At 66.3% G+C, this 22,545-nt stretch carries 24 protein-coding genes; 12 read left to right on the forward strand and 12 right to left on the reverse strand.

All coding sequences use genetic code 11. The annotated features are described in order from the left end of the window. From DK926_RS23400 to DK926_RS23410, 3 genes are read left to right on the forward strand one after another with little or no spacing between them, the layout of a single operon-like run. Positions 1–978, forward strand: a complete 978-nt coding sequence (locus DK926_RS23400) for a Gfo/Idh/MocA family oxidoreductase (protein WP_114332382.1) — start codon at positions 1–3, stop codon at positions 976–978. 14 nt (positions 979–992) lie between these two features. Further along, on the forward strand, positions 993–1,820 hold the full coding sequence (locus DK926_RS23405; protein WP_114332383.1) for an aldo/keto reductase: 828 nt from the start codon (positions 993–995) through the stop codon (positions 1,818–1,820). A gap of 8 nt (positions 1,821–1,828) precedes the next feature. Continuing rightward, a complete protein-coding gene (locus DK926_RS23410) occupies positions 1,829–3,226 on the forward strand; it encodes an MFS transporter (RefSeq protein ID WP_279387104.1) in 1,398 nt (465 codons plus the stop codon). Positions 3,227–3,303: 77 nt separating this feature from the next. Here DK926_RS23410 and DK926_RS23415 read toward each other — a convergent pair whose 3' ends face one another. The 4 genes from DK926_RS23415 to sdhC are packed head-to-tail and all read right to left on the reverse strand — an operon-like array spanning position 3,304 to position 6,719. After that, complete coding sequence (locus DK926_RS23415; RefSeq protein ID WP_068428278.1) at positions 3,304–4,086, reverse strand: succinate dehydrogenase iron-sulfur subunit; 783 nt, start codon at positions 4,084–4,086, stop codon at positions 3,304–3,306. After that, positions 4,086–5,837 (reverse strand): succinate dehydrogenase flavoprotein subunit, encoded by a 1,752-nt coding sequence (sdhA, locus tag DK926_RS23420; protein ID WP_068428275.1) that lies wholly within the window; start codon positions 5,835–5,837, stop codon positions 4,086–4,088. The genes DK926_RS23415 and sdhA overlap by 1 nt, the downstream gene beginning before the upstream one ends. A 16-nt stretch (positions 5,838–5,853) precedes the next feature. Continuing rightward, positions 5,854–6,309: a succinate dehydrogenase hydrophobic membrane anchor subunit gene (locus DK926_RS23425; RefSeq protein ID WP_068428273.1), complete on the reverse strand. Its 456-nt coding sequence runs from the start codon at positions 6,307–6,309 to the stop codon at positions 5,854–5,856. Next, positions 6,309–6,719, reverse strand: coding sequence for a succinate dehydrogenase, cytochrome b556 subunit (sdhC, locus tag DK926_RS23430; RefSeq protein WP_114332421.1), 411 nt, complete (start codon positions 6,717–6,719; stop codon positions 6,309–6,311). The genes DK926_RS23425 and sdhC overlap by 1 nt, the downstream gene beginning before the upstream one ends. 264 nt (positions 6,720–6,983) lie before the next feature. Here sdhC and DK926_RS23435 point away from each other — a divergent pair, with 264 nt between their 5' ends. From DK926_RS23435 to DK926_RS23445, 3 genes are read left to right on the forward strand one after another with little or no spacing between them, the layout of a single operon-like run. Continuing rightward, the gene (locus tag DK926_RS23435) at positions 6,984–7,397 is read left to right on the forward strand and encodes a cytidine deaminase (RefSeq protein ID WP_114332384.1); all 414 of its coding nucleotides are present in this window, start codon (positions 6,984–6,986) and stop codon (positions 7,395–7,397) included. Beyond that, positions 7,390–8,676, forward strand: a complete 1,287-nt coding sequence (locus tag DK926_RS23440) for a thymidine phosphorylase (protein WP_114332385.1) — start codon at positions 7,390–7,392, stop codon at positions 8,674–8,676. The genes DK926_RS23435 and DK926_RS23440 overlap by 8 nt, the downstream gene beginning before the upstream one ends. A gap of 37 nt (positions 8,677–8,713) precedes the next feature. Further along, entirely contained in the window at positions 8,714–9,838 is a 1,125-nt protein-coding gene (locus DK926_RS23445) for an adenosine deaminase (RefSeq protein ID WP_114332386.1), read from the forward strand. Between the two features lie 22 nt (positions 9,839–9,860). Here DK926_RS23445 and DK926_RS23450 read toward each other — a convergent pair whose 3' ends face one another. From DK926_RS23450 to DK926_RS23470, 5 genes are read right to left on the reverse strand one after another with little or no spacing between them, the layout of a single operon-like run. Continuing rightward, positions 9,861–11,123 carry a primosomal protein gene (locus DK926_RS23450; protein ID WP_114332387.1) on the reverse strand — a complete coding sequence of 421 codons (1,263 nt, stop codon included), beginning with the start codon at positions 11,121–11,123 and terminating at the stop codon, positions 9,861–9,863. Positions 11,124–11,138: 15 nt separating this feature from the next. After that, complete coding sequence (locus DK926_RS23455) at positions 11,139–11,441, reverse strand: YbaB/EbfC family nucleoid-associated protein (protein WP_114332388.1); 303 nt, start codon at positions 11,439–11,441, stop codon at positions 11,139–11,141. Next, complete coding sequence (locus DK926_RS23460; RefSeq protein WP_114332389.1) at positions 11,438–11,764, reverse strand: hypothetical protein; 327 nt, start codon at positions 11,762–11,764, stop codon at positions 11,438–11,440. The genes DK926_RS23455 and DK926_RS23460 overlap by 4 nt, the downstream gene beginning before the upstream one ends. After that, a complete protein-coding gene (locus DK926_RS23465) occupies positions 11,761–12,888 on the reverse strand; it encodes a C40 family peptidase (protein ID WP_114332390.1) in 1,128 nt (375 codons plus the stop codon). The genes DK926_RS23460 and DK926_RS23465 overlap by 4 nt, the downstream gene beginning before the upstream one ends. Then, entirely contained in the window at positions 12,885–13,184 is a 300-nt protein-coding gene (locus DK926_RS23470; protein WP_114332422.1) for a type VII secretion target, read from the reverse strand. The genes DK926_RS23465 and DK926_RS23470 overlap by 4 nt, the downstream gene beginning before the upstream one ends. Positions 13,185–13,275: 91 nt before the next feature. Between DK926_RS23470 and upp the strand changes: the two genes are divergently transcribed. Beyond that, on the forward strand, positions 13,276–13,899 hold the full coding sequence (upp, locus tag DK926_RS23475; RefSeq protein ID WP_068428260.1) for a uracil phosphoribosyltransferase: 624 nt from the start codon (positions 13,276–13,278) through the stop codon (positions 13,897–13,899). A 68-nt stretch (positions 13,900–13,967) separates the two neighbouring features. Continuing rightward, positions 13,968–14,789: a DUF2797 domain-containing protein gene (locus tag DK926_RS23480; RefSeq protein WP_243636984.1), complete on the forward strand. Its 822-nt coding sequence runs from the start codon at positions 13,968–13,970 to the stop codon at positions 14,787–14,789. Between the two features lie 23 nt (positions 14,790–14,812). Here DK926_RS23480 and DK926_RS23485 read toward each other — a convergent pair whose 3' ends face one another. Continuing rightward, complete coding sequence (locus tag DK926_RS23485) at positions 14,813–16,417, reverse strand: phospho-sugar mutase (protein WP_114332424.1); 1,605 nt, start codon at positions 16,415–16,417, stop codon at positions 14,813–14,815. Positions 16,418–16,434: 17 nt separating this feature from the next. Next, entirely contained in the window at positions 16,435–17,262 is an 828-nt protein-coding gene (locus DK926_RS23490) for a purine-nucleoside phosphorylase (RefSeq protein ID WP_068432000.1), read from the reverse strand. A gap of 165 nt (positions 17,263–17,427) precedes the next feature. Here DK926_RS23490 and DK926_RS23495 point away from each other — a divergent pair, with 165 nt between their 5' ends. The 3 genes from DK926_RS23495 to DK926_RS23505 are packed head-to-tail and all read left to right on the forward strand — an operon-like array spanning position 17,428 to position 20,483. Then, entirely contained in the window at positions 17,428–18,135 is a 708-nt protein-coding gene (locus DK926_RS23495; RefSeq protein ID WP_114332391.1) for an enoyl-CoA hydratase/isomerase family protein, read from the forward strand. Between the two features lie 15 nt (positions 18,136–18,150). Continuing rightward, positions 18,151–19,323 (forward strand): M20 family metallopeptidase, encoded by a 1,173-nt coding sequence (locus tag DK926_RS23500; protein WP_114332392.1) that lies wholly within the window; start codon positions 18,151–18,153, stop codon positions 19,321–19,323. Beyond that, positions 19,320–20,483: a M20 family metallopeptidase gene (locus DK926_RS23505; protein WP_114332393.1), complete on the forward strand. Its 1,164-nt coding sequence runs from the start codon at positions 19,320–19,322 to the stop codon at positions 20,481–20,483. The genes DK926_RS23500 and DK926_RS23505 overlap by 4 nt, the downstream gene beginning before the upstream one ends. 23 nt (positions 20,484–20,506) lie before the next feature. On the opposite strand, the gene DK926_RS23510 is transcribed toward DK926_RS23505, so the two are convergent. Then, positions 20,507–20,968: a gamma-glutamylcyclotransferase gene (locus tag DK926_RS23510; protein ID WP_068431989.1), complete on the reverse strand. Its 462-nt coding sequence runs from the start codon at positions 20,966–20,968 to the stop codon at positions 20,507–20,509. A gap of 171 nt (positions 20,969–21,139) precedes the next feature. Between DK926_RS23510 and DK926_RS23515 the strand changes: the two genes are divergently transcribed. Next, the gene (locus DK926_RS23515; RefSeq protein ID WP_068431986.1) at positions 21,140–22,543 is read left to right on the forward strand and encodes an NAD(P)H-quinone dehydrogenase; all 1,404 of its coding nucleotides are present in this window, start codon (positions 21,140–21,142) and stop codon (positions 22,541–22,543) included. Positions 22,544–22,545 lie beyond the last annotated feature (2 nt).

The following is a 22,545-nucleotide window of genomic DNA, read 5'->3' on the forward strand; positions in this document are numbered from 1 at the left end:
ATGACTGTACGCGTTGGAATCGTCGGTGTCGGCGTTATGGGTGCCGACCATGCTCGCAAGATCAACGGCCAGATCTCGGGTGCGGAGGTGACGGTCGTCGCCGATTTCGACGCGGACCGCGCCAAGGCCGTCGCGGCGGAGATGCGCGACGCGACCGTTGCATCCGACGGCTTCGAGCTCATTTCCAGCGATGCCGTGGACGCGATCGTCGTCGCATCGCACGACTCCACGCACGCCGAGCTCGTCCACGCTGCCCTCGCCGCGAACAAACCTGTGCTGTGCGAGAAGCCGCTGGCCCCCACCGCGCCGGAGTGCCGCGAGATCATCGCCGCACAGGGCGATCGGAACCTCATCTCGGTGGGCTTCATGCGCCGCTTCGACCCCGCGTACAACGAACTCAAGCGCGCGTCGGCGCCCGAGCGCATCGGCGAGACGCTCGTCGCGCACTGCATCAGCCGCAACGTCGTTGCCGGGCCCGGTGATTCGGCCGCGACGATCACCAACTCCGCGATCCACGAACTCGACTGCATGCCGTGGCTGCTCGGATCGCCGATCACCGAGGTGAGCTGGCACGCGGGCCGTACGTCGAAGCACTCGGGGGTTCGTCAGGATCCGCAAATCATGTTGCTGCGCACCGAGTCGAACGTCCTGATGACGCTCGAACTGTTCGTGAACGCACGCTACGGCTACGACACGCGCTGCGAGATCGTCGGCGAAGAAGGCATCGCGCAGTTTGCAATACCGGCGCACGTCATCGTCGACAGCGAACTGAAGCGGTCCATCGAGTATCCGCTCGATTGGGTGCCGCGCTACGCCGAGGCGTACCGCTACGAACTGCAGGAATGGGTCGACGCGATCTCCGAGGGTCGCCCGTCGACGCTCGCCACCGCCGAGGACGGCCTGCGGGCAGGTGTGGTCGCCGACGCGTTGGTGGTATCGATGAACTCGGGCGGCCGTACGGTCACCGTCGACTACTGATCGAAAGAGGTCTCATGACACCGACATTCACCCTCGCCGACGGAACATCCCTCCCTGCAGTAGGTCTCGGCACCGTCAAGGCCGACGGGGAGGACATGACGGCTACCGTCGGGTCGGCGTTGGACGCCGGTTACCGTCTGATCGACACGGCGCTCAGGTACGAGACCGAGGGTGGTGTCGGTGATGCCGTGCGCGCGTCGAGCGTCACACGCGACGACATCCTCGTGACGACGAAGATCCCAGGCCGGTACCACGGTTACGACGAGGCGAAGGAGTCGGTGAGACTCTCTCTGGCCAACCTGGGGCTCGAACAGATCGATCTTCTGCTGATCCACTGGCCGCTGCCGAAGGTCGACAAGTACGTCGACACGTGGCGGTCCATGATCGACATGCAGAAGGACGGACTGGTCAAGTCGATCGGCGTCTCCAACTTCACCGAGGCTCACCTGGACCGGATCGCGCAGGAGACCGGAGTGCTGCCCGTCGTCAACCAGGTCGAACTGCATCCGTACTTCCCGCAGGCCGACCTGCGGGCTTACCACGCCGAGCACGGCATCGTCACCGAGAGTTGGAGTCCGCTCGGTCGTGGATCGGAGCTGCTGAAACTGGCACCCATCGCGGATGCTGCTGCAGCGCACGACGTCTCGGCCGGACAGGTGGTGCTGCGCTGGCATCATCAGCTCGGTGCAGTACCGCTGCCCAAGTCGTCGAACCCGGATCGTCAGCGTCAGAACCTCGACATCTTCGGATTCGAACTGACCGACGCCGAGGTCTCGGCCATCTCCTCGCTCGAACGCGGCCGGATCTGGGATCAGGACCCCGACACGTACGAGGAGTTCTGAGCACGTCTGTGACTCCGGTCTTCCCACGCGGTCTCGCGCTGCTCGTCGCGGGCGGGTATTTCATGGAGATTCTCGACGCGACGGTCATCGCGACCGCAGTGCCCGCGATGGCAGAGTCCTTCGGGGTCGACGCCGTCGATGTCGGAATCGCGATCTCGGCGTACATCCTGACGCTGGCGATCATGATTCCCGTCAGCGGCTGGATGGCCGACCGCTTCGGTGTTCGACGCGTATTCCTCGCCGCCATCGTCGTGTTCACCGTCGCGTCGGTGGGATGTGCGCTGAGCCCGTCGCTTCCCGTACTGGTCGCAATGCGAGTACTTCAGGGTATGGGCGGGGCCATGATGGTTCCGGTCGGCAGGCTAGCGGTGCTCCGTGCAACGTCGAAGTCCGAATTGGTCCGAGCCATAGCGTATTTGACGTGGCCTGCACTGACCGCTCCGGTGATCGCACCTGCACTGGGCGGTGCACTCGTCACGTTCGCGTCGTGGCGCTGGATCTTTTTGATCAACGTTCCGCTCGGCATCGCGGGCTTCGTGGTCGGGCTGCGCGTCGTCCGCGGCGTCGACGGTGACGTCCCGACGCGAACGCTGGACTGGCGTGGATTCGTCCTCACCGCGGTCGGCATCGCCGCGCTGATCGTGTCCCTCGACAGCATCCGGACCGACGGAACACCGTGGGCGGCCGTCGGTATCGGCCTCGCGGTGGCGGCTGTGGTTCTGACGTCGGCCGTCCTGCACCTGCGACGCACCGAGCATCCGTTGCTGGATCTCACCGTGTTACGCGTCGACACGTTCCGGAACACCGTGACGTACGGATCGTTCTATCGGATGGTCATCACCGCGGTGCCGTTCCTGTTGCCGCTGATGTTCCAACTGCGGTTCGGCTGGTCGCCGTTCGTGTCGGGACTGATGGTCATCGCGTTGTTCGTCGGCAACATCGCGATCAAGCCGGCGACGACGCCTCTCATGCGGCGCTTCGGAATTCGAACGGTCATCATCGCCGACGGCGCACTGTCGGTCCTCTGCTTCGGAGCGATCGCGCTTCTCGCCGTCGACACGTCGCCCGTCGTCATCGCCGCGGTACTCGTGGTCAGCGGCGCCCTGCGGTCGATCGGATTCACGGCGTACAGCAGTCTGGCGTTCGCCGACGTCGACAGCGAACGGCTCAACCATGCGAACACGTTCAACGCGACCGCGCAGGAACTGTTCTCCGGCTTCGGCATTGCGCTCGGAGCCATTGCGCTGACGCTGTCCACCGCCATCGTCGAGGCTCTCGGGCGTCCCTCGGGGGAGGCGTTCTCGATGTCGTTCGCCGCTCTGGGCGTGCTCATGATCGTCATCGTGGTCGGGGGTCTCGGGCTGCGCACGGACGCGGGGCGCGCAGTCACGGCTGTTGCGCGCTGAGCCCTGAAAACATCGATGGCCCGTCGCAGCTGTCCATCAGCTGCCACGGGCCATCGATGCGCGAAAGGGGGAGGAGACTAGCGAGCGAAGAGCAACGCCCGCTTGACCTCCTGGATCGCCTTGGTCACCTGGATGCCACGAGGGCACGCGTCGGTGCAGTTGAACGTCGTGCGGCAGCGCCACACACCTTCGACGTCGTTGAGGATGTCGAGACGCTCGGAAGCGCCCTCGTCACGGCTGTCGAAGATGAAGCGGTGCGCGTTGACGATCGCGGCCGGTCCGAAGTAGCTGCCGTCGCTCCAGAAGACGGGGCACGACGTGGTGCAGCATGCGCAGAGGATGCACTTGGTCGTGTCGTCGAACCGGGCGCGGTCGGCCTGGCTCTGGATGCGCTCACGCGTCGGCTCGTTGCCGGACGTGATGAGGAACGGTTTGACGGCACGGAACGCGTCGAAGAACGGCTCCATGTCGACGACGAGGTCCTTCTCGACCGGCAGACCCTTGATGGGCTCGATCGTGATGGTCAGCGTCTTCGACGAGTCCTTCGGCAGCATGTCGCGCATCAGCACCTTGCAGGCGAGACGGTTGACACCGTTGATGCGCATCGCGTCGGATCCGCAGACGCCGTGCGCGCACGAGCGGCGGAACGTCAGGGTGCCGTCGAGGTAGCCCTTCACGTACAGCAGCAGGTTGAGCAGACGGTCGGTCGGCAGCGTCGGGACCTGGAAGGTGTCCCAGCGCTGTCCGTCGCCGTTCTCCGGGTCGAAGCGGGCGATCTTCAGGTTGACGATCACCGCGCCGTCGGGCATGGGAGGAAGGTCGGACTTGTCTTCGCTCTTGTCGATCGCTGGTGCGCTCATCAGTACTTCCGCTCCATCGGCTCGTAACGGGTCTGGACGACCGGCTTGTAGTCCAGACGGATGTCGGTGAGCAGGCCAGTGCCTTCCTTGTAGGCCATGGTGTGCTTCATGTACTCGTCGTCGTTACGGTTCGGGTAGTCCTCGCGGGCGTGTCCGCCACGCGATTCCTTCCGGTTGAGGGCTCCGACGACGGTGACCTCCGCCATCTCCAGCAGGAAGCCGAGTTCGACGGCCTCGAGGAGGTCGCTGTTGTAGCGCTTCCCCTTGTCCTGCACGGTGATGTGGTTGTACCGCTCCTTGAGGGCGCGAACGTCCTTCAGCGCGGTTTCGAGGCGCTCCTCGGTACGGAACACCGACGCGTTGTTGTCCATCGACTGCTGCAGCTCGCTGCGGATGTCGGCGACGCGCTCGTGTCCGTGATCGGACAGCACCAGCTCCAGCCACTCCTCGACCATCTTGGCCGGTTCGTCGGGCAGCGGGGTGAAGTCGACCGAGTTGGCGTACTTCGCGGCCGCGATGCCCGAGCGACGTCCGAAGACGTTGATGTCGAGCAGCGAGTTGGTGCCGAGACGGTTCGCGCCGTGCACCGACACGCATGCGCACTCACCGGCTGCGTACAGACCGGGAACGATGTCGTCGTTGTTGCGCAGGACCTCGCCGTTGATCTTGGTCGGGATGCCGCCCATGACGTAGTGGCACGTCGGGTAGACGGGGACCGGCTCCTTGACGGGGTCGACGCCGAGGTAGGTGCGCGAGAACTCCATGATGTCGGGGAGCTTCTCGTCGAGAACTTCCTCGGGGATGTGCGTCACGTCGATGTAGACGTAGTCCTTGTTCGGACCGCCGCCACGTCCCTCCAGCACCTCGAGAACCATCGAACGCGCGACGATGTCGCGAGGCGCGAGGTCCTTGATGGTGGGGGCGTAGCGCTCCATGAAACGCTCGCCGGACTCGTTACGCAGGATGCCGCCCTCACCGCGAACGGCTTCGGAGATGAGAATGCCGAGGCCTGCGAGACCTGTCGGATGGAACTGGTGGAACTCCATGTCCTCCAAGGGAAGTCCCTTGCGGAAGACGATGCCCATGCCGTCACCGGTGAGGGTGTGGGCGTTGGACGTCGTCTTGTACATGCGTCCCGAGCCGCCGGTCGCGAAGACGATCGACTTGGCGTGGAAGATGTGCAGTTCACCGGTCGCCAGCTCGTAGGCGATGATGCCGGTGGCAACGGGTCCGTTGTCGGTCTCGGTGAGGCAGAGATCGAGCGCATAGAACTCGTTGAAGAACTCGACGTCGTGCTTGACGCAGTTCTGGTACAGCGTCTGCAGGATCATGTGGCCCGTGCGGTCGGCTGCGTAACAGGCACGGCGAACGGGAGCCTTGCCGTGGTCACGGGTATGGCCACCGAATCGACGCTGATCGATCTTGCCCTCGGGCGTCCGGTTGAACGGCAGGCCCATCTTCTCGAGGTCGAGAACGGCGTCGATGGCTTCCTTGGCCATGATCTCGACCGCGTCCTGGTCGGCGAGGTAGTCGCCACCCTTGACGGTGTCGAAGGTGTGCCACTCCCAGTTGTCTTCCTCGACGTTCGCGAGAGCGGCGCACATGCCGCCCTGCGCCGCACCGGTGTGCGAACGCGTCGGGTAGAGCTTGGTCAGTACCGCGGTGCGGGCGCGGGGGCCCGCTTCGATGGCCGCGCGCATGCCTGCGCCACCTGCGCCGACGATGAGCACGTCATAACGATGTTCCTGCATGAATGCTTCAGTTCCCTTAGCTTGCCGAAATGTTCGGATCGAAGGTGAAGATGACGTACGTGCCCAAGCCCATGATGAGAATCATCGACAGGACGAGCAGCGTCGTCAGCCAGAATCGGGTCGAGTCCTTGCGCGAGTAGTCCGCGATGATCGTCCGCAGGCCGTTGCCGCCGTGCAGCTGAGCCAGCCAGAGCATCGTCAGATCCCAGAACTGCCAGAAGGGGCTGGACCAGCGTCCGGCGACGAACGCGAAGTTGATGCGGTGCACGCCGTCGTCGAGCATCAGCATGATGAACATGTGGCCCAGGACGAGGACGACGAGGGCGAGGCCCGAGAAGCGCATGAACAGCCACGCGTACAGCTCGAAGTTGCCGCGCGACGAACGCCGCGGCGAGCGCGGGTTGTCCAGGCTGGCCGGACGGTCGTAGGTCTTGCCGAGGGACTTGGCCTCGGATCCTTGTGTCGTTGCCATCAGTGACCGCCCGCCGTGAACATGTTGTAGAAGATTCGACCCGCTCCGGGGATCACGACCACGAACCAGATCGCGGCGACGATCCACAGCATCAGCCTCTGGTACTTCGGTCCCTGTGACCAGAAGTCGACCAGCATGACGCGGATGCCGTTCAGAGCGTGATACAGAACTGCGCCGACGAGGCCGATCTCCATGAGGCCGACGAGCGGCGTCTTGTAGGTGTCGATGATCGCGTCGTAGGTCTCGGGGTTGACACGCACCATGGCAGTGTCCAAGACGTGGACGAACAGGAAGAAGAACGTCAACACGCCAGTGATTCGGTGAAGAACCCAGGACCACATTCCCGGATCTCCGCGGTACAACGACCGCTTACGCTCCTTGGCCGGAGCGACTTCCGTCGTGCTACTCATCGAGTGCAAAGCCTCCAACGTCATTGGTGGACGCGTCGAGCCTGGTTGCCGGGCTGACCCTGGCTCGATTTGTCGAACTCCGGCTCCACCGGTATTCAAAGAGCCGCCGTCTTTGAACTGTAAACCCATTGGAAAGCCGGAACTAATTCGACTCGAGATTCGTACCGAGATCGAAATATGACTTAGGTATGCCTTCCCAATTCTTCGTGATCGGTTCAGTGAAGTGCGATGCGGCGTCCCTCGTCGCGTGATTGGATGGTGCGTATGCCGGAAATCGACTGGAAAACGTTGCGCGACAAAGCCCGTGGCGCTATGAGGCAAGCCTACGCACCGTACTCGAACTATCCCGTCGGCGCGGCCGCTGTCGTGGACGATGGCCGAATAGTCACCGGATGCAATGTGGAAAATGTCTCATATGGTTTGGGCCTGTGCGCCGAGTGCGGCCTGGTGTCCAACCTTCATTCCACCGGCGGTGGCCGGCTGGTTGCATTCGCCTGTTGCGACAGCCGTGGAGCGCGGTTGATGCCGTGCGGGCGCTGTCGACAGCTGCTGTACGAGTTCGGCGGCGGCGATCTCCTCGTCGATACCGACGACGGCCCGACCCCGTTGGCGCAGCTTCTTCCTGCTGCTTTCGGTCCCGACGACCTCGAGACAGGACGGGTGGACGGGCATGTCTGACGCCGTTTCCGTCATCACCTCCAAGCGTGACGGCCACGAACTCTCGACCGCTCAGATCGACTGGGTCGTCGACGCATTCACGCACGGCCGCGTCGCCGACGAGCAGATGTCCGCGCTGGCCATGGCCATCCTGTGGCGGGGTATGTCCCGCGCCGAACTGAGCGCATGGACGTCGGCGATGATCGCCTCGGGCAGTCGAATGGACTTCTCGGCGTTGTCGAAACCGACCGTCGACAAGCACTCGACCGGCGGTGTCGGGGACAAGATCACGCTGCCGCTGGCGCCCGTCGTCGCAGCCTGTGGCGCCGCGGTTCCGCAACTGTCGGGACGCGGGCTCGGACACACCGGGGGCACCCTGGACAAGCTCGAGTCGATTCCCGGGTGGCGGGCGGATCTGAGTGCCGACGAGATTCACTCGATACTGGCCGATCCGGCCGTCGGTGCCGTCGTGTGCGCGGCCGGTGCGGATCTCGCGCCTGCGGACAAGCGGCTGTACGCGCTGCGCGACGTCACCGGCACGGTCGAATCGATTCCTCTGATCGCGAGTTCGATCATGAGCAAGAAGATCGCCGAGGGCACCGGGGCGTTGGTGCTCGACGTCAAGGTCGGAGCCGGTGCGTTCATGAAGAACATCGACGACGCCCGCGAGCTCGCCTCTGCGATGGTCGATCTCGGCGCCGACGCCGGTGTCCGCACGATTGCGCTGCTGACCGCCATGGATTCTCCGCTCGGCCTCACGGCGGGCAACGCTCTCGAGGTCGAGGAATCGCTCGAGGTCCTCGCGGGCGGAGGTCCGGCCGACGTGGTCGAGCTGACGGTCACGCTCGCACGGACCATGCTCGTCGCGGCAGGCATCGAAGGCGTCGATCCGGCGGATGCGCTCGCCGACGGTTCGGCGATGGACCGTTGGCGTGCCATGGTCGCCGCTCAGGGCGGCGATCCGACGGCTGCGCTTCCCGTCGCGAAGGAGTCCCTGACGGTCACCGCCGAGCGAAGCGGCGTGGTCAGCGGCCTCGACGCGCTGTCGGTGGGCCGTGCAGCATGGCGTCTCGGCGCCGGTCGTGAACGCCAGGGAGAACCGGTGCAGGCCGCCGCGGGAGTGCGGCTGCACGCGAAGCCGGGAGACCGCGTCGCCGTCGGCCAACCCGTCGCCACTCTGTACACGGACACGCCGGAGAAGTTCGACTACGCGACCGAGGCCATCTCGGACGCCTGGACGATCGGCGACTCGCCGTTCGAGGCGTCTGCCCTCGTGCTCGGGCGGGTCGGGGATCAGTAACCCGGCGGCGGCAGGATCGGCGCGATACCGTTCGGACATGAGTACCGCCGATCCTGTCTCCCCATCGAACAGCGGCGCGACGCCGCTCGATCTCCCGTCCATCACGACCGCGCCGAAAGCGTTGCTCCATGACCATCTCGACGGTGGTCTGCGGCCGCAGACCGTGCTCGAGCTCGCCGATCGGTGCGGGTACGACGGTCTGCCCGAATCGGACGGTGCCGCGCTGGCGCAGTGGTTCCGCAACGCCGCCGACAGTGGTTCGCTCGAACGGTATCTGGAGACGTTCGCGCACACCGTGGCCGTGATGCAGACGCCCGAGGGTCTGATTCGCGTCGCGCAGGAGTGCGCCGAGGATCTCGCCGACGACGGCGTCGTCTACGCGGAAGTGCGGTTCGCGCCCGAACAGCACCTCGAACGCGGACTGACGTTGGATCAGGTCGTCGAACACGTGCTCGAGGGATTCCGGGCGGGTGAGTCGGCTGCGCGGGTGCGGGGCAAGCGAATTCGGGTCGGGTGCCTGTTGACGGCGATGCGTCATGCAGCCCGGTCCCGTGAGATCGCCGAACTCGCCGTCCGATTCCGTGATCGCGGGGTCGTCGGGTTCGACATCGCGGGCGCCGAGGCCGGGTTCCCTCCGAGCCGCCATCTCGACGCGTTCGAGTACATGCGAGCGTCCAACGCGCACTTCACCATTCACGCCGGCGAAGCCTTCGGTCTGCCGTCCATCCAGGAGGCGGTCGCCTTCTGCGGCACGGATCGCCTCGGACACGGTGTCCGGATCGTCGACGACATCACCGTCGGGTCGGACGGTGATGCGTCGCTGGGACTGTTGGCCGCCTACATCCGCGACACCCGCATGCCGCTCGAGCTGTGCCCGAGCTCGAACGTGCAGACCGGGGCCGTCGACAGTCTCGAGAAGCACCCGTTCGATCTGCTCGCGCGGCTGCGCTTCCGCGTTACGGTCAACACCGACAACCGGCTGATGAGCGACACGACGATGAGCTGTGAGATGCACAAGCTGGTAGGTGCGTTCGGCTACGGCTGGACCGACCTGGAACGGTTCACGATCAACGCGATGAAGTCCGCGTTCATCCCGTTCGACGAGCGACTCGAACTCATCGACGACGTCGTCAAGCCGGGATACGCGGTACTCGTCGGCTAGCTTTCGCTGGCGCCGGCAGTTCCTACTGCTTGCGGAGGCGGGCCTCGAACTCACGCTCGAGTGCTCGCCACGCCTCGGCTTCGGCGTCGAACGGCGCGCTCGGAGCGAGACGGTTCGGGTCCGGTTCCAGCGTGTACGAGACGTACCACCCGAGCGGAGTCGACGTCGCGAGTGCGGTTTCGACGGACTCGTCCCCGGCGAAGTCGGCGGCATCGGTGAACAACTCGACGGCCAGGTCGAGTTGGTCGACGTCGACCGCAGAAGGCCCCTCGGCGAGGTCATCCGCGAGACCCGGAAGAACGTAGACGTTCTCGTCGGTCACCTCGATCTCGAGCGATCCGTCGACTGCTGCGGTCTGCACGTCGGTGAACGTGCTCACCTTCGCCAGATCGTGGTCGTGGTCGTCGGCGAGGTAGCGGGCCAGCGACCGCTCCGACCCGAAGACGGTGATGCTGCCCGCGCGGCCGAGGAAGATCGGCTCGTCGTCGATGTAGCACCGCAGCGTGTACAGCGTGTCGTCGGACGTGATGATGCGGATGGGATCGATACCGACGTCGGTCCAGAAACCGTCGTCCGACGCAGCCCGGGCGACGGGGTCGACGTCTTCTTCGGCTTCCTCGTCCGTCTCGTCCTCGTCGGTTTCGTCCTCGTCTTCCGACAGGTCGTCGGCGTCGACGATGTTCTCGGCAGCGGCGAGTAATTCGGCCTCGGCGACTTCGACGGCGGACGCGTCGACGTCCGGTGTCTTCACGACGGAGTCGATCGCGTCGACGACGTCGTCCCAGCTCCCCGCGACCGCGGACCCGATCCGGTCCCAGAGCGCCTCGCCGTCCTTGCCGAGGAATGCCTCGACGCCGACGCCGACCGCACCGAGGTGTGGGTTCTTCGCGAAAAACGAAGTGACGGAACCCAGTTCGCAGACATCGCCGAGTGTCTGCACCATCTCGAACGTCGCGTTCAGTTCGGCCAGAACATCCGAGTCGGGTTCCTCGGCGACGAGTTCGGGAACGCCCACGAGGTCGAACCGGTGCAGGTCGTCGGGCTCGAGCTCGTTCGCGGCGAGCGCGGACACGACCGTCCACGACGGATGGTCGACCAGATCGTTGTCGTCGTCGTTCCGGATGAACGCGGCCAGGTGCGCCACCGCCTCGAAACCGTACAGATCGTCCTCGTGACCGAGGAACGCTTCCCATTCGTCGTCGCCTTCGCGCCATTCCGGCGCCCAGAGGGTGACGAAGTCGCCGCGGGTGAGACCTAGTTCGATCGGGATGATGTCGCCAGCCATGGCCGGAAGCCTATCTCAGGTTTCCGTGAGAGAACTTTGCATGTCGCGCAGGATCGCCTCTCGCCGTGCCAGCGCATCTCGGGCGGCGGCCTCCGCGGTCGCGACGATGACCGAACCGAGGCGTGAAGCGGATTCGCGTGTCAGATCGGGTGCCAGGTCGAGTCCGACGACGGCGCCGTGGCTGTCCACTTCGACTTCGACGACACCGTCCGGGGAACGATGCACGATGCGGAGCCCGGCGAGCGTCTCCGCTGTACCCTGCATCGAGTCCAGGGCCCGCTGTCCGCGGGAGATCAAGCCCTCCAACGGTTCGGTCATACCGACCGCAACCAACTGGTCGGTTCCTCGTCGTCGGCGAGGTGTCGGTTCTCCGCGTCGGCGACTGCTGCCCGGGTGGGTAGGCCGAGACGGTCAAGAACGTCGGTGGGCACTCCGTCGTCGGCGAGGAGATCGCGTCGGTGCGCCTTGGCCGACTCGGTGGCGCGACGACACAACTGCAGGATGGTCGCTGCCAATTCGGTGCCGCCGAAACGCAATTCGTTCGGGTCGATGTAGATGTCGACGGGCCGTCCGTGTTCCGTGGCTCGGACGCGCACGGAGTCGCTGCGTGTACCGGCGACCGCGGTGACGTCCTGCGTCATGCGGTCGGCCTGTAGAAGCCCTGGAAGCTCATGCCGCTGTTGGTCGTCCGAATTGCGCTGACCTGCACAGGATCTCCCGCTTCGACGAACTGGCCGTTTCCGATGACCATGGCGACGTGACCGTCCCAGACCGCGAGGTCGCCCGGCATCAGCTCGTCCTCGCTCACCTGCGGACCGATGTCCTGCTCCTGGGCGAGGCGGGGAAGTTGGACGCCCTGCTCGCCGTACGCCCACTGCGTCAGCCCGCTGCAGTCGAGTCCGCGGCCCGGTTCGGTGCCGCCCCACACGTAGGGAACGCCCTGCTGGCTCAGCGCGCTCCGCACCGCGCCCGCCGCCTGCTCGTTGGGAGCGACCGCGACGGTGCCGTCGGGAAGCGCGACCTCGACGCCGCGGCCTCGCGCGCCCACGGCAGCAGACTCCCGCTGCGGGGCGAAGGTCGACATGCCGCTGTCCGATACGGCCGCCGCGGGCGACGTCGACGCGTAGGTCTGCGGCTCGGGGAGCGACGGCACGGAAACCGACTGCGCGAAGTTCCGCAGGAATAGGTTGCTCGGATCTGCGCCGGTTGCCGCGGGCACTGCCGCCGGAACGGTGGGTGCCGGGGGAGCGCCCGGCGGCGCCGGTACCGGGGGTGGCGACGCCAATGCCGTCATCTCGCCCGCATGCACGGCCAGTTCGGCCCGCACCCGCGCGACGACGGCGAGCGCACGCTGGAGGTGTTCGACCGCGGCGGCGATGATCATCGTCTGCCCCGGAGGTGTCAGCAGAACCGGCGCGGACGACACGGCGATCGTGGTGAACGACTGCACGATGCCCTGCAGCTCGACGACTCCCGCCTGTACCTTCTCGCATGCTCGGTCGATGATCACGGCCATCTCGTCACCGTGTCGGGCGAGGCGCGTCGCGCTGCCGTGAGCTTCCTCGGCGAGGTCGACAGCCGCGGCTGCAGCTCGGCCGCTCCACGTCGTGGCGAGTTCGGAGACCGCGGTTTGCCCGATGCGCTGCACTGTGTCCAACGTGCGGGACGATGCTCGAAGTACGTCGGCGGGACTGCCCGTCGGGACATGGCCGGAGCCGAACGCCCCGAGTAGATCGACGATCGGCGTGGAAAGAAGTTCGATCACGTAAGACTCCCGGCGGTGGCGATGTCCGTCATCTCGTATCCGACGCCCGACGCAGCCGCCTGAACGCCGAGGCCGGCGACGACCTCGGCGAGGCGTGCCACTGCCGTCGTGTGAGCCGCATGCACGCCAGCGGCTGCGCCGAGGAACTCGGAGCCGATCGGCCCGAAGATCGGGGCGAGCAGGGCTGGCCCCGCCGCCGTCGACGCTGCCGCCGCGCCTGCCACCTGTGCAGCGAGAGAACCCGCGGTGGCCGAGTATCGCTGTAGCTCGGCTGTGGACGTCGCTAGTTCCGCCATGGTTCCTCGAACTCCCTGCGCGTGGAAAGTGACTACAACCCGTTTCGACGCACGTTCGGCTCGAACGGTTCCCACACCTATCCTTGTGCCCATGGAAATTCACGTGGTCGAACATCCACTGGCCGCCTCCTTGCTGACGACGATGCGCGACGAGCGCAGCGACAACGCAACATTTCGGTCCGCCCTGCGCCAGCTCACCCACATGCTGGTGTACGAGGCCACCCGCGATGCCGAGATCGAGAACTTCGACGTCAAGACTCCGGTCGCCGTCACTCAGGGCACTCGACTGTCCCGTCCGCCGCTGCTGGTTCCGGTCCTGCGCGCAGGCCTCGGCATGGTCGAGAAGGCGAGCGGATTGATTCCGCAGTCCCGCGTCGGGTTCGTCGGCATGGCTCGCGACGAGGAGACGCACCAGCCGGTGCCGTACATGGAATCGCTGCCCGACGACCTGTCGCAGACCCCCGTCTACGTCCTCGACCCGATGCTCGCGACGGGTGGGTCGATGGTGCACACGATCGAGATTCTGATGGGTCGCGGTGCTGCCGACGTGACGGTCATCTGCGTCGTCGCCGCGCCGGAGGGTGTCTCGGCGCTCGAGAACTCGGGTCTGCCGGTACGTCTGGTGGCGGCGAGCATCGACGACGGACTCAACGAGAACGCCTTCATCGTCCCCGGCCTCGGTGACGCGGGCGACCGGCAGTTCGGCCCACGCTGAACGTCTCGCTCGTCCTCGGCGTCACGTGGCCTGCCGGTGAAGGCGATCCGCGGCTCCGCGTCGTCGACGTGGAGACGCGAGACGTCGTGTACGTCGAACTGCGTGGTGCGAGAATCGGATTCGAGTCTCTCGGGGACGGTCGGTGGTGTACGGGCCGAGTTGCGTTCTCGCCGAAGGGCTCCGAATACGTTCCCTGCCCGACGCAATCGCCCGCCGAGGTCGGTGCGCAGTGCGAGGTGTGCGAATCCAAGGACCCGTTTCGGTTCGTCCACACCTTGCACCGTGGAGGTTTCGTCTCGCGTGACCTCGAAGCGCATGTGATGCAACCACATTGGTTGTACATCGCGACGTTCGCGAACGGTGTGCACAAGGTCGGCACCGCGGCGAACACGCGTAAGTGGGGTCGGCTCGCCGAGCAGGGCGCGATCTGTGCGCAGTACGTCGCCTGGGCCACGGACGGCAAAGTGATCCGTGTGCTCGAAGACAAGGTGACCGAGGTGCTGCAGGTGCGGCAGTCGGTGCGGTCGTCGGCCAAGGCTGCGGCGCTGGCGTTGCCGGTCGACACCGCTCGCCTCGACGCGGCGACGGCTGCGTTGGCAGGGAGGGTCCGCGACATTCTCGGTCCCGGCGACGACAGCTTCCACACCGTCGACGAGGCCTGGCGTGTCGCGGGCTTCCGGGATCTGGCGTCCGGCAATCGGGTTGCCTATCCCAGCCGACTTGACTCGGGCACACACGGATTCACCGTCGATGCCTGTATCGGCCAAACGGCCGTCGTCGACATCGACGGCGAGTCCTACGTCGTCGACCTCCACGAGCTCACCGGTCGTCGGGTGCGGTTCGGTGACTACGACTCGACGCTGCCGGCCGTGCAGTCTGCACTCTTCTGACGTGCGCGCGAATGTGTAGCGGGCTATACATTCGCGCGCACGAGTGACGCAGTCGCCTTCCTCAACTCCTCCAGCGTGGCCTCGGCGGCCGAGCGTGCATCCGCCAGCCCGGCTCGATCGGCAACGGGCACCACGGCTTCGAGGTAGGCCTTCACCTTCGGCTCGGTGCCGGACGGTCGCACGACGACGCGGATGCCGTCCCCGGCGAGTTCGACGGCGTCGGTGCGCAGGGGTCCGCGTTGGGAGAGGAAGTCGGTGACGGTGACGTCGATGCCCGCGAGCTCCGTGGGAGGCGTCGCACGCAGCGTCTTCATCATCGACGCGATGTCGTCCAGGTCGGTCACGCGCTTCGACACCTGAGCTCCCGCATGGACACCGAATTCGACGGCCAGGTCGTCGAGCATGTTCTGCAAGGTCCGCCCGTCCGCCGCGCCCAGCGCCGTGAGGTCGGCGAGAACGACGGCGGCGGAGATGCCGTCCTTGTCCAGGACGTGCTCTGGGTCCACGCAGTGGCCGATCGCTTCCTCGTAGGCGTAGACCAGGCCCTGCCCGGCTCGGACGAGCCATTTGAATCCGGTCAAGGTCCGGGCGTACCGCGCACCGCGGGCGGGAGCGAGCGCGGCCAACAGCTGCGACGACACGATCGTGTTGGCCACCAACGAGTTCGGCGGTGCCGTCGTCAGAATGTGATCGGCCAGCAGTGCGCCGGTCTCGTCGCCGGTGAGCATGCGCCACCCCGTCGGTCCGGGAATGCCGATCGCACATCGGTCGGCGTCGGGATCGAGTGCTATCGCGAGGTCGGCGTCCACCTCCGCGGCGAGAGCGAGCACGGCATCGGCCGCGCCCGATTCCTCGGGGTTGGGGAACGCGACGGTCGGGAACTCGGGGTCGGGCGCGAATTGACTCTCGACGACGTGAATGTCTCGAAAACCGAGTCCCCGCAACGCCGTCAGCGCGAGCTCGCCGCCGACGCCGTGCAAGGGCGTCAGGGCGATTCTGATCGCGCGACGCGGGGAACGGACGAGCGCGGGCAACGTGTCGAGATAGCGGGCCGCGACGTCGGATCCACCGGGCGACACCTGTGTCCGGGGTACGTCGACTGCGGGGCCGACAGCCGCGATCTCCGCTTCGATCTCCTTGTCGGCGGGCGGAACGAGTTGTGCGCCGCCGCGGAGATAGACCTTGTACCCGTTGTCCGCGGCCGGATTGTGCGACGCGGTGATCTGCACTCCGAGATCGGCGCCCAACGCTCGCACCGCGAACGCGAGCACAGGCGTCGGCAGCGGCCGGGGCAGGAGAACGACCGAAAACCCCTGAGCGGCCAAGGTTTCCGCCACCGCGGTCGCGAACGTCTCGGAGCCGTGCCGCGCGTCGCGACCGACGACGACGGTCGATCCGCCCAGGCACTTCTTCTGCAACCACGCACCGATGCCTGCCGACGTCCGAACGACGACGGCGACGTTCATCCCGTTCGGTCCCGCACGCACCTCGCCGCGCAGGCCTGCGGTGCCGAACGAGAGAGGAGCGCGAAAGCGTTCGGCCAGTTCGTCGTCCGTCAGCTCGGACAGTTCCTCGCGCGTCGACGGGTCCGGGTCGCCGGCGATCCACGCGGCGACCTGCTCGGCCAGCGCCGATGGCTCGGACGTCACAGCGACGTCACCAGGCGGTGCAGCAGATCACCCATCCGCGATGCGGATGCCTTGCCCGCCTCGAGAACTTCGGCGTGGTTCAGGTGCTCACCCGTCATGCCCGCGGCCAGATTGGTCACGAGCGAGATACCGAGCACGCGTGCGCCCTGTGCGCGGGCAGCGATGGTCTCGTGGACGGTCGACATACCGACGAGATCGGCACCGAGCGTGCGCAGCATGCGAATTTCGGCGGGTGTCTCGTAGTGCGGACCGGGCAGACCGGCGTACACGCCGTCTTCGAGCGACGGGTCGATCTCGCGGGCGAGATCGCGCAGATCGGAGGAGTACGCGTCGACCAGATCGACGAATTCGGCACCGACGAGCGGCGACCGAGCCGTGAGGTTGAGGTGATCCGAGATCAGCACGGGTTGTCCGACGCTCATGCCCTCCCGGATGCCGCCCGCGGCGTTCGTCAACACGACCGTCTTCACTCCGGTCGCGATGGCCGACCGGACCGGATGCACGACGCGTCGCAGATCGTGGCCCTCGTACGCATGGGTGCGGCCCTGCAGTAGCAGGGTGTGGGTGCCGCCGACGTTCACCGACGTGATGGTGCCCGAATGACCCGACGCCGACGGCGCTGCGAATCCGGGCAGGTCGGCCATCCGGAGTGTGGCCGTCGGAGTGCCGAAAGGTTCTGCCGCAGCCTGCCATCCGGACCCGAGCACGATTGCGACCGAATGCGAGGAGACTCCGGTGGCGTCTGCGATCGCGGCGGCAGCGGCGGACGCTGCGCCGGTCGGGTCGGTGGTCGGGTCGGGTCGCTGCTCGTCTGTAGTTCCCACGGGGTTCAACCCTAGGAGATAGGGCCGTTCCCGTCTCAGCTACACCGCGGGTGGGCATGGTGTTCCACTGTCGATGTCCGGCACGCGGGATCCCGCATCGTCGGCGCCGAGACTGGTACACCATGCCCACTACCGAAGAAGTTACTGCCGGGTAGTATCCGGCTCATGCCTTACCTCGAACGCGACGGCGACGTGCATATCCTGTTTCTCGGTCCCGAGGGGTCGACCGAGGACTCCGAGAATCGGTTTCACCCCGACTGGATCGACAGCGTCCACTCGCTGCTCGACGAGGTCGAGGCGATCTCGGGTCCGTCTGCGTTGGTGACGTCGGCGACCGGCAAGTTCTTCACCAACGGCCTCGACACCGATTGGCTGTTCGCGAACCTCGACAAGATCACCTCGTACCTCGACCGCGTCCACACCCTGTACACGCGGCTGCTCACGTTCCCGATGGCGACCGTCGCCGCGGTGCAGGGGCACGCATTCGGTGCAGGCGCGATGCTCGCGACGGCCCACGACTTCCGCGTCGTGCGCGCCGATCGTGGCTTCTACTGCCTCCCCGAGGTGTCGCTGAACATGCCGTTCACGGTCGGCATGTCCGCCCTCATCACCGGCAGGCTGCCGAAGCAGACGGCCGTCGAGGCCATGACCACGGGCAGGCGCTACGGCGGTCCCGACGCGGTCGCCGCCGGAATCGCCGACGCGGTGGCCGACGTGGATCGTGTACTGCCGGACGCCGTCGCGCGTGCGGCGGCGCTGACCGGCACCCGCGGACCGAACCTCGCGGGCATCAAACGGGGCATTCACGCCGACGTCCTCGCAGCACTGAACACTCCGACGGGCGAGAGCAACTTCAGCTTCGGAAACCAGTAGTGACAGACTGGGTCGGTGATCGATGAGACCGATGCAGGTGTGCACAGCGCTGCAACCGACCTGATAGAGCTCTCGCACTCGATTCATTCCGAGCCGGAACTGGCGTTCGAAGAGCACAAGAGCGCCGCAAAGGTGATGGAGCTTCTGCGAGCGGCCGATTTCGACGTCGAGTCCGGTGTCGCGGACATGCCGACCGCGTTCACGGCGAGCTTCGGCAGTGGCGAACTGGTCGTCGGAATCTGTGCCGAGTACGACGCGTTGCCGGAGATCGGGCACGCGTGCGGCCACAACATCATCGCGGCGTCGGCGGTGGGCGCGGCGTTGGCGCTCGCACCCGTCGCCGACCGGCTCGGCATCACTGTTCGGGTTCTGGGGACGCCCGCCGAGGAGACCGGTGGCGGCAAGGTCCTCATGCTCGAGCGTGGCGTGTTCGACGACGTCGCAACGGCAATCATGGTTCACCCGGGCCCGTTCGACATCGTCGGCGCAACGTCGTTGGCATTGTCGGACATCGCCGTGTCGTTCACCGGACGCGCGGCACACGCGTCGGCTGCGCCCGAGTGGGGCATCAACGCCGCCGACGCCGTCACCGTGAGTCAGGTGGCGCTCGGCCTGATGCGCCAGCATCTGTCACCGGGTCAGCAGGTGCACGGCATCGTCAGCGACGGCGGGCTCGCGCCCAACATCGTGCCCGGTCACGCCGAACTGCTCTACTACCTGCGGGCCACGACGTCGGAGTCGCTCGAGGCGCTCACGAAGAAGGCGTACGCCTGTTTCGAGGCAGGCGCGATCGCGACCGGGTGCACGCACGAGATCAGAACGGTCTCGCCGACCTATGCGGAGTTGACGCCGGATCCGTGGCTCTCGGCCGCCTATCGCCGCGAAGCGGAGTCGATCGGACGCACACCGCTCGCACCGGAGTTGGAAGGATTTCGCCCACTGGGCAGTACGGACATGGGAAACGTGACGAATGTTCTACCCGGCATCCACCCGATCATCGGACTCGATTCCGGTGGGGCCGTGACGCATCAACCGGAGTTCGCCGCGGCCTGCGTCACCGAGTCCGCCGACAGGGCGGTGCTCGACGGCGCACAGCTCCTCGCGCGGACGACGGTTCGCGCGGTGACCGATGCCGATGTGCGTGCACGTCTGCTCGGCGGCGTCGAAGCGCGGGCGGCTGCACGATGATCGAGGACTTCGCGCTCGTCGACAAATGGATTCTCGAGCACGCCGACGAGCTGTCGCAGTGGCGTCGTCACATCCACGCCAATCCCGAACTGGCACGGCGTGAATTCGCCACGACGGCGTTCGTCGTCGAACAGCTCGAAGCCGCCGGATTGACGCCCAAGCTGCTGCCGGGAGGCACCGGCCTGACGTGCGACATCGGCCCGGACGGCCCGCGCGTCGGGCTCCGTGCCGACATGGATGCATTGCCGTTGCAGGAATTCACCGGCGCGGCCTATTCGTCGACGGTCCCCGGCGTCTCGCACGCGTGCGGCCACGACGCGCATACGACGGTTCTGCTCGGTACCGCGCTCGCGCTCGCGTCGCTTCCCGCTCTGCCGTTCGGTGTTCGACTGATCTTCCAGCCGGCGGAAGAGGTCATGCCGGGAGGTGCGCTCGACGTCGTCGCTGCAGGTGCGTTGAAGGACCTGACGAAGATCTTCGCGCTGCACTGCGATCCGCGACTGGAGGTCGGCAAGGTCGGTGTGCGCGTCGGCGCGATCACGTCGGCCGCCGATACCGTCGAGCTGCGGTTGGACTCACCGGGTGGGCACACGTCGCGGCCGCACCTGACGACCGACCTCGTGTACGCGCTCGGCACGGTCATCACCGGATTGCCCGGGATGCTCAGTCGCCGAATCGACCCCAGGACCAGCACCGTCATGGTGTGGGGAGCGGTCGTCGCGGGCCAGGCACCCAACGCGATCCCGCAGACCGGCATGCTGACCGGAACGGTCCGTACCGGCGATCACGACACGTGGGCATTGCTCGAACCGATGGTGCACGAGATCGTCGCCGGGTTACTTGCGCCGACGGGTGTGCAGTACGAGCTTCACTACCGGCGCGGGGTCCCACCCGTCGTCAACGACGAGGCCGCGACGCGTGTCTTCGAGAAGGCGATTCACCGGGTCGGACCCGCGGCGCTCGCCGACACCGCGCAATCCGGTGGTGGAGAGGATTTCTCGTGGTACCTCGAGGACATCCCGGGATCCATGGCGAGGCTCGGTGTGTGGTCCGGATCAGGTCCGCAGCTCGACATTCACCAGCCGACGTTCGATCTCGACGAGCGAGCTCTCGCCGTCGGCGTCAAGGTGATGACGAGCATCGCGCTCGACCCGAACTAGCGGGCTATGTACTTCCGTACACGTCAGGTAGTCCCCGGCCCGACGTTACGGCTGTTGCGGGTGCGGAGTCCGCGCACGTAGTCGGCGGGCGCACCGGCGATTTCGGCGGCGTCGGCCATGACGCCGAGGTAGCGAGCCGACGGCAGACCACCCTCGTACGCGTCGACCACGTACAGCCAGGCCAGGACGGGACCGTCCTCGGTGTCGATGCGCAGGCGGATCTTGCGGTGGAAGCCGAGTTCGGATCCCTCCCAGCGGTCGAGGCGCTCTTCGTCCTCGACCGGAACGTCGTAGAGCACGACGAAGACCTTGGAATCGGCGTCCTCGACGACGGTGGCCAGTGCACCTTCCCAGCCGATGTCGCCACCGGCGAACGTCAATCGCCAGCCGTGCAGCCACCCGGTTCCGGAGATCGGAGAGTGCGGGCAACGCTGCAACATCTGCTCCGGATGCATGTTGGATCCGTAAGCGGCATAGATCGGCACGTCGGCAAGCCTAAACCGTCGGGTGTGTCTGCCACGCGTCGGAAGCCCTGAATCGGGCGTTTCGGCAGGTCGAAGGCAAGTGAAGCAATCCTTACCGATGCAGAGACTTCGCGAAGGGAATAAGTTTGAACCCACAGGCGCTCGAACTCACTCCCACAAGGAAGAGGCTCAATGACCCGGATCGTGATCATCGGTGGCGGACCCGCAGGGTACGAGGCAGCGCTGGTGGCAGCACAACACGGGGGCACTGTCACTCTCGTCGATTCGGAAGGAGTGGGTGGCGCCTGCGTTCTGTGGGACTGCGTGCCGTCGAAGACGTTCATCGCGTCGACGGGCATCAGGACGGAGATGCGACGCGCGACCGATCTCGGTATCTCGCTCGATCCGTCGAAGGCCACCGTCGCGCTCCCGCAGATCAACGAGCGTGTGAAGAGCTTGGCGCAGGCCCAGTCGGCGGACATCGCGGCGCGCGTGCGCTCGGTCGGCGTCGAACTGCTGTCCGGACGCGGCGAGATGATCGACAGCCAGGTCGGAATGGCTGCCCACCAGGTGCGTGCCACCCTCGCCGACGGCAGCGAGCGCATCCTCGACGCCGACGTCGTCCTGATCTCGACGGGTGCGAGCCCGCGGGTTCTGAAGGGTGCCGAACCGGACGGTGAGCGCATCCTCAACTGGCGTCAGCTGTACGACCTCGACGCGCTGCCCGAGCACCTGATCGTCGTCGGATCCGGTGTCACCGGTGCCGAGTTCGTGTCGGCGTACACCGAGATGGGCGTCAAGGTGACCGCCGTGTCGAGCCGCGACCGCGTGCTGCCGCACGAGGACGAGGATGCAGCGCTCGTGCTGGAGGAGGCGTTCAACGAGCGTGGTGTCACGCTGGTCAAGCACGCCCGTGCCGAGTCCGTTCAGCGCACCGACTCCGGCGTGATCGTCACGCTCGCCGACGGCCGAACCGTCGAGGGCAGCCACGCGTTGATGACGGTCGGCTCGGTCCCGAACACGTCGGGCCTCGGGCTCGAGAAGGTCGGCATCGAACTCGATCGCGGCGGATACCTGCGCGTCGACCGCGTCTCGCGAACGTCCGTGTCGGGCATCTACGCCGCCGGTGACTGCACCGGCCTCCTGCCGCTCGCCTCGGTTGCGGCGATGCAGGGACGCATCGCGATGTACCACGCTCTCGGTGAGGGCGTCACGCCGATCAAGCTCAAGACTGTCGCGTCGGCGGTGTTCACGCGCCCCGAGATCGCGTCGGTCGGCGTCAGTCAATCGGCCATCGACAAGGGCGAGGTTCCGGCGCGCACGGTCATGTTGCCGCTCGCCACCAACCCGCGCGCCAAGATGTCCGGTCTCAAGCGCGGTTTCGTGAAAATCTTCTGCCGTCCGGCCACCGGCGTCGTCATCGGTGGCGTCGTCGTCGCGCCGACCGCGTCCGAGCTGATCCTGCCGATCGCGATGGCCGTGCAGAACAACCTGTCGGTCAACGACTTGGCTGCGACCTTCTCGGTGTACCCGTCGCTGACGGGGTCGATCACCGAGGCGGCGCGGCAGCTCATGCGTCACGACGATCTGGACTAGTG

Origin of the sequence: Rhodococcus sp. Eu-32, assembly GCF_003336925.1 — a bacterium.
Taxonomy (GTDB): Bacteria; Actinomycetota; Actinomycetes; order Mycobacteriales; family Mycobacteriaceae; genus Rhodococcoides; species Rhodococcoides kyotonensis_B.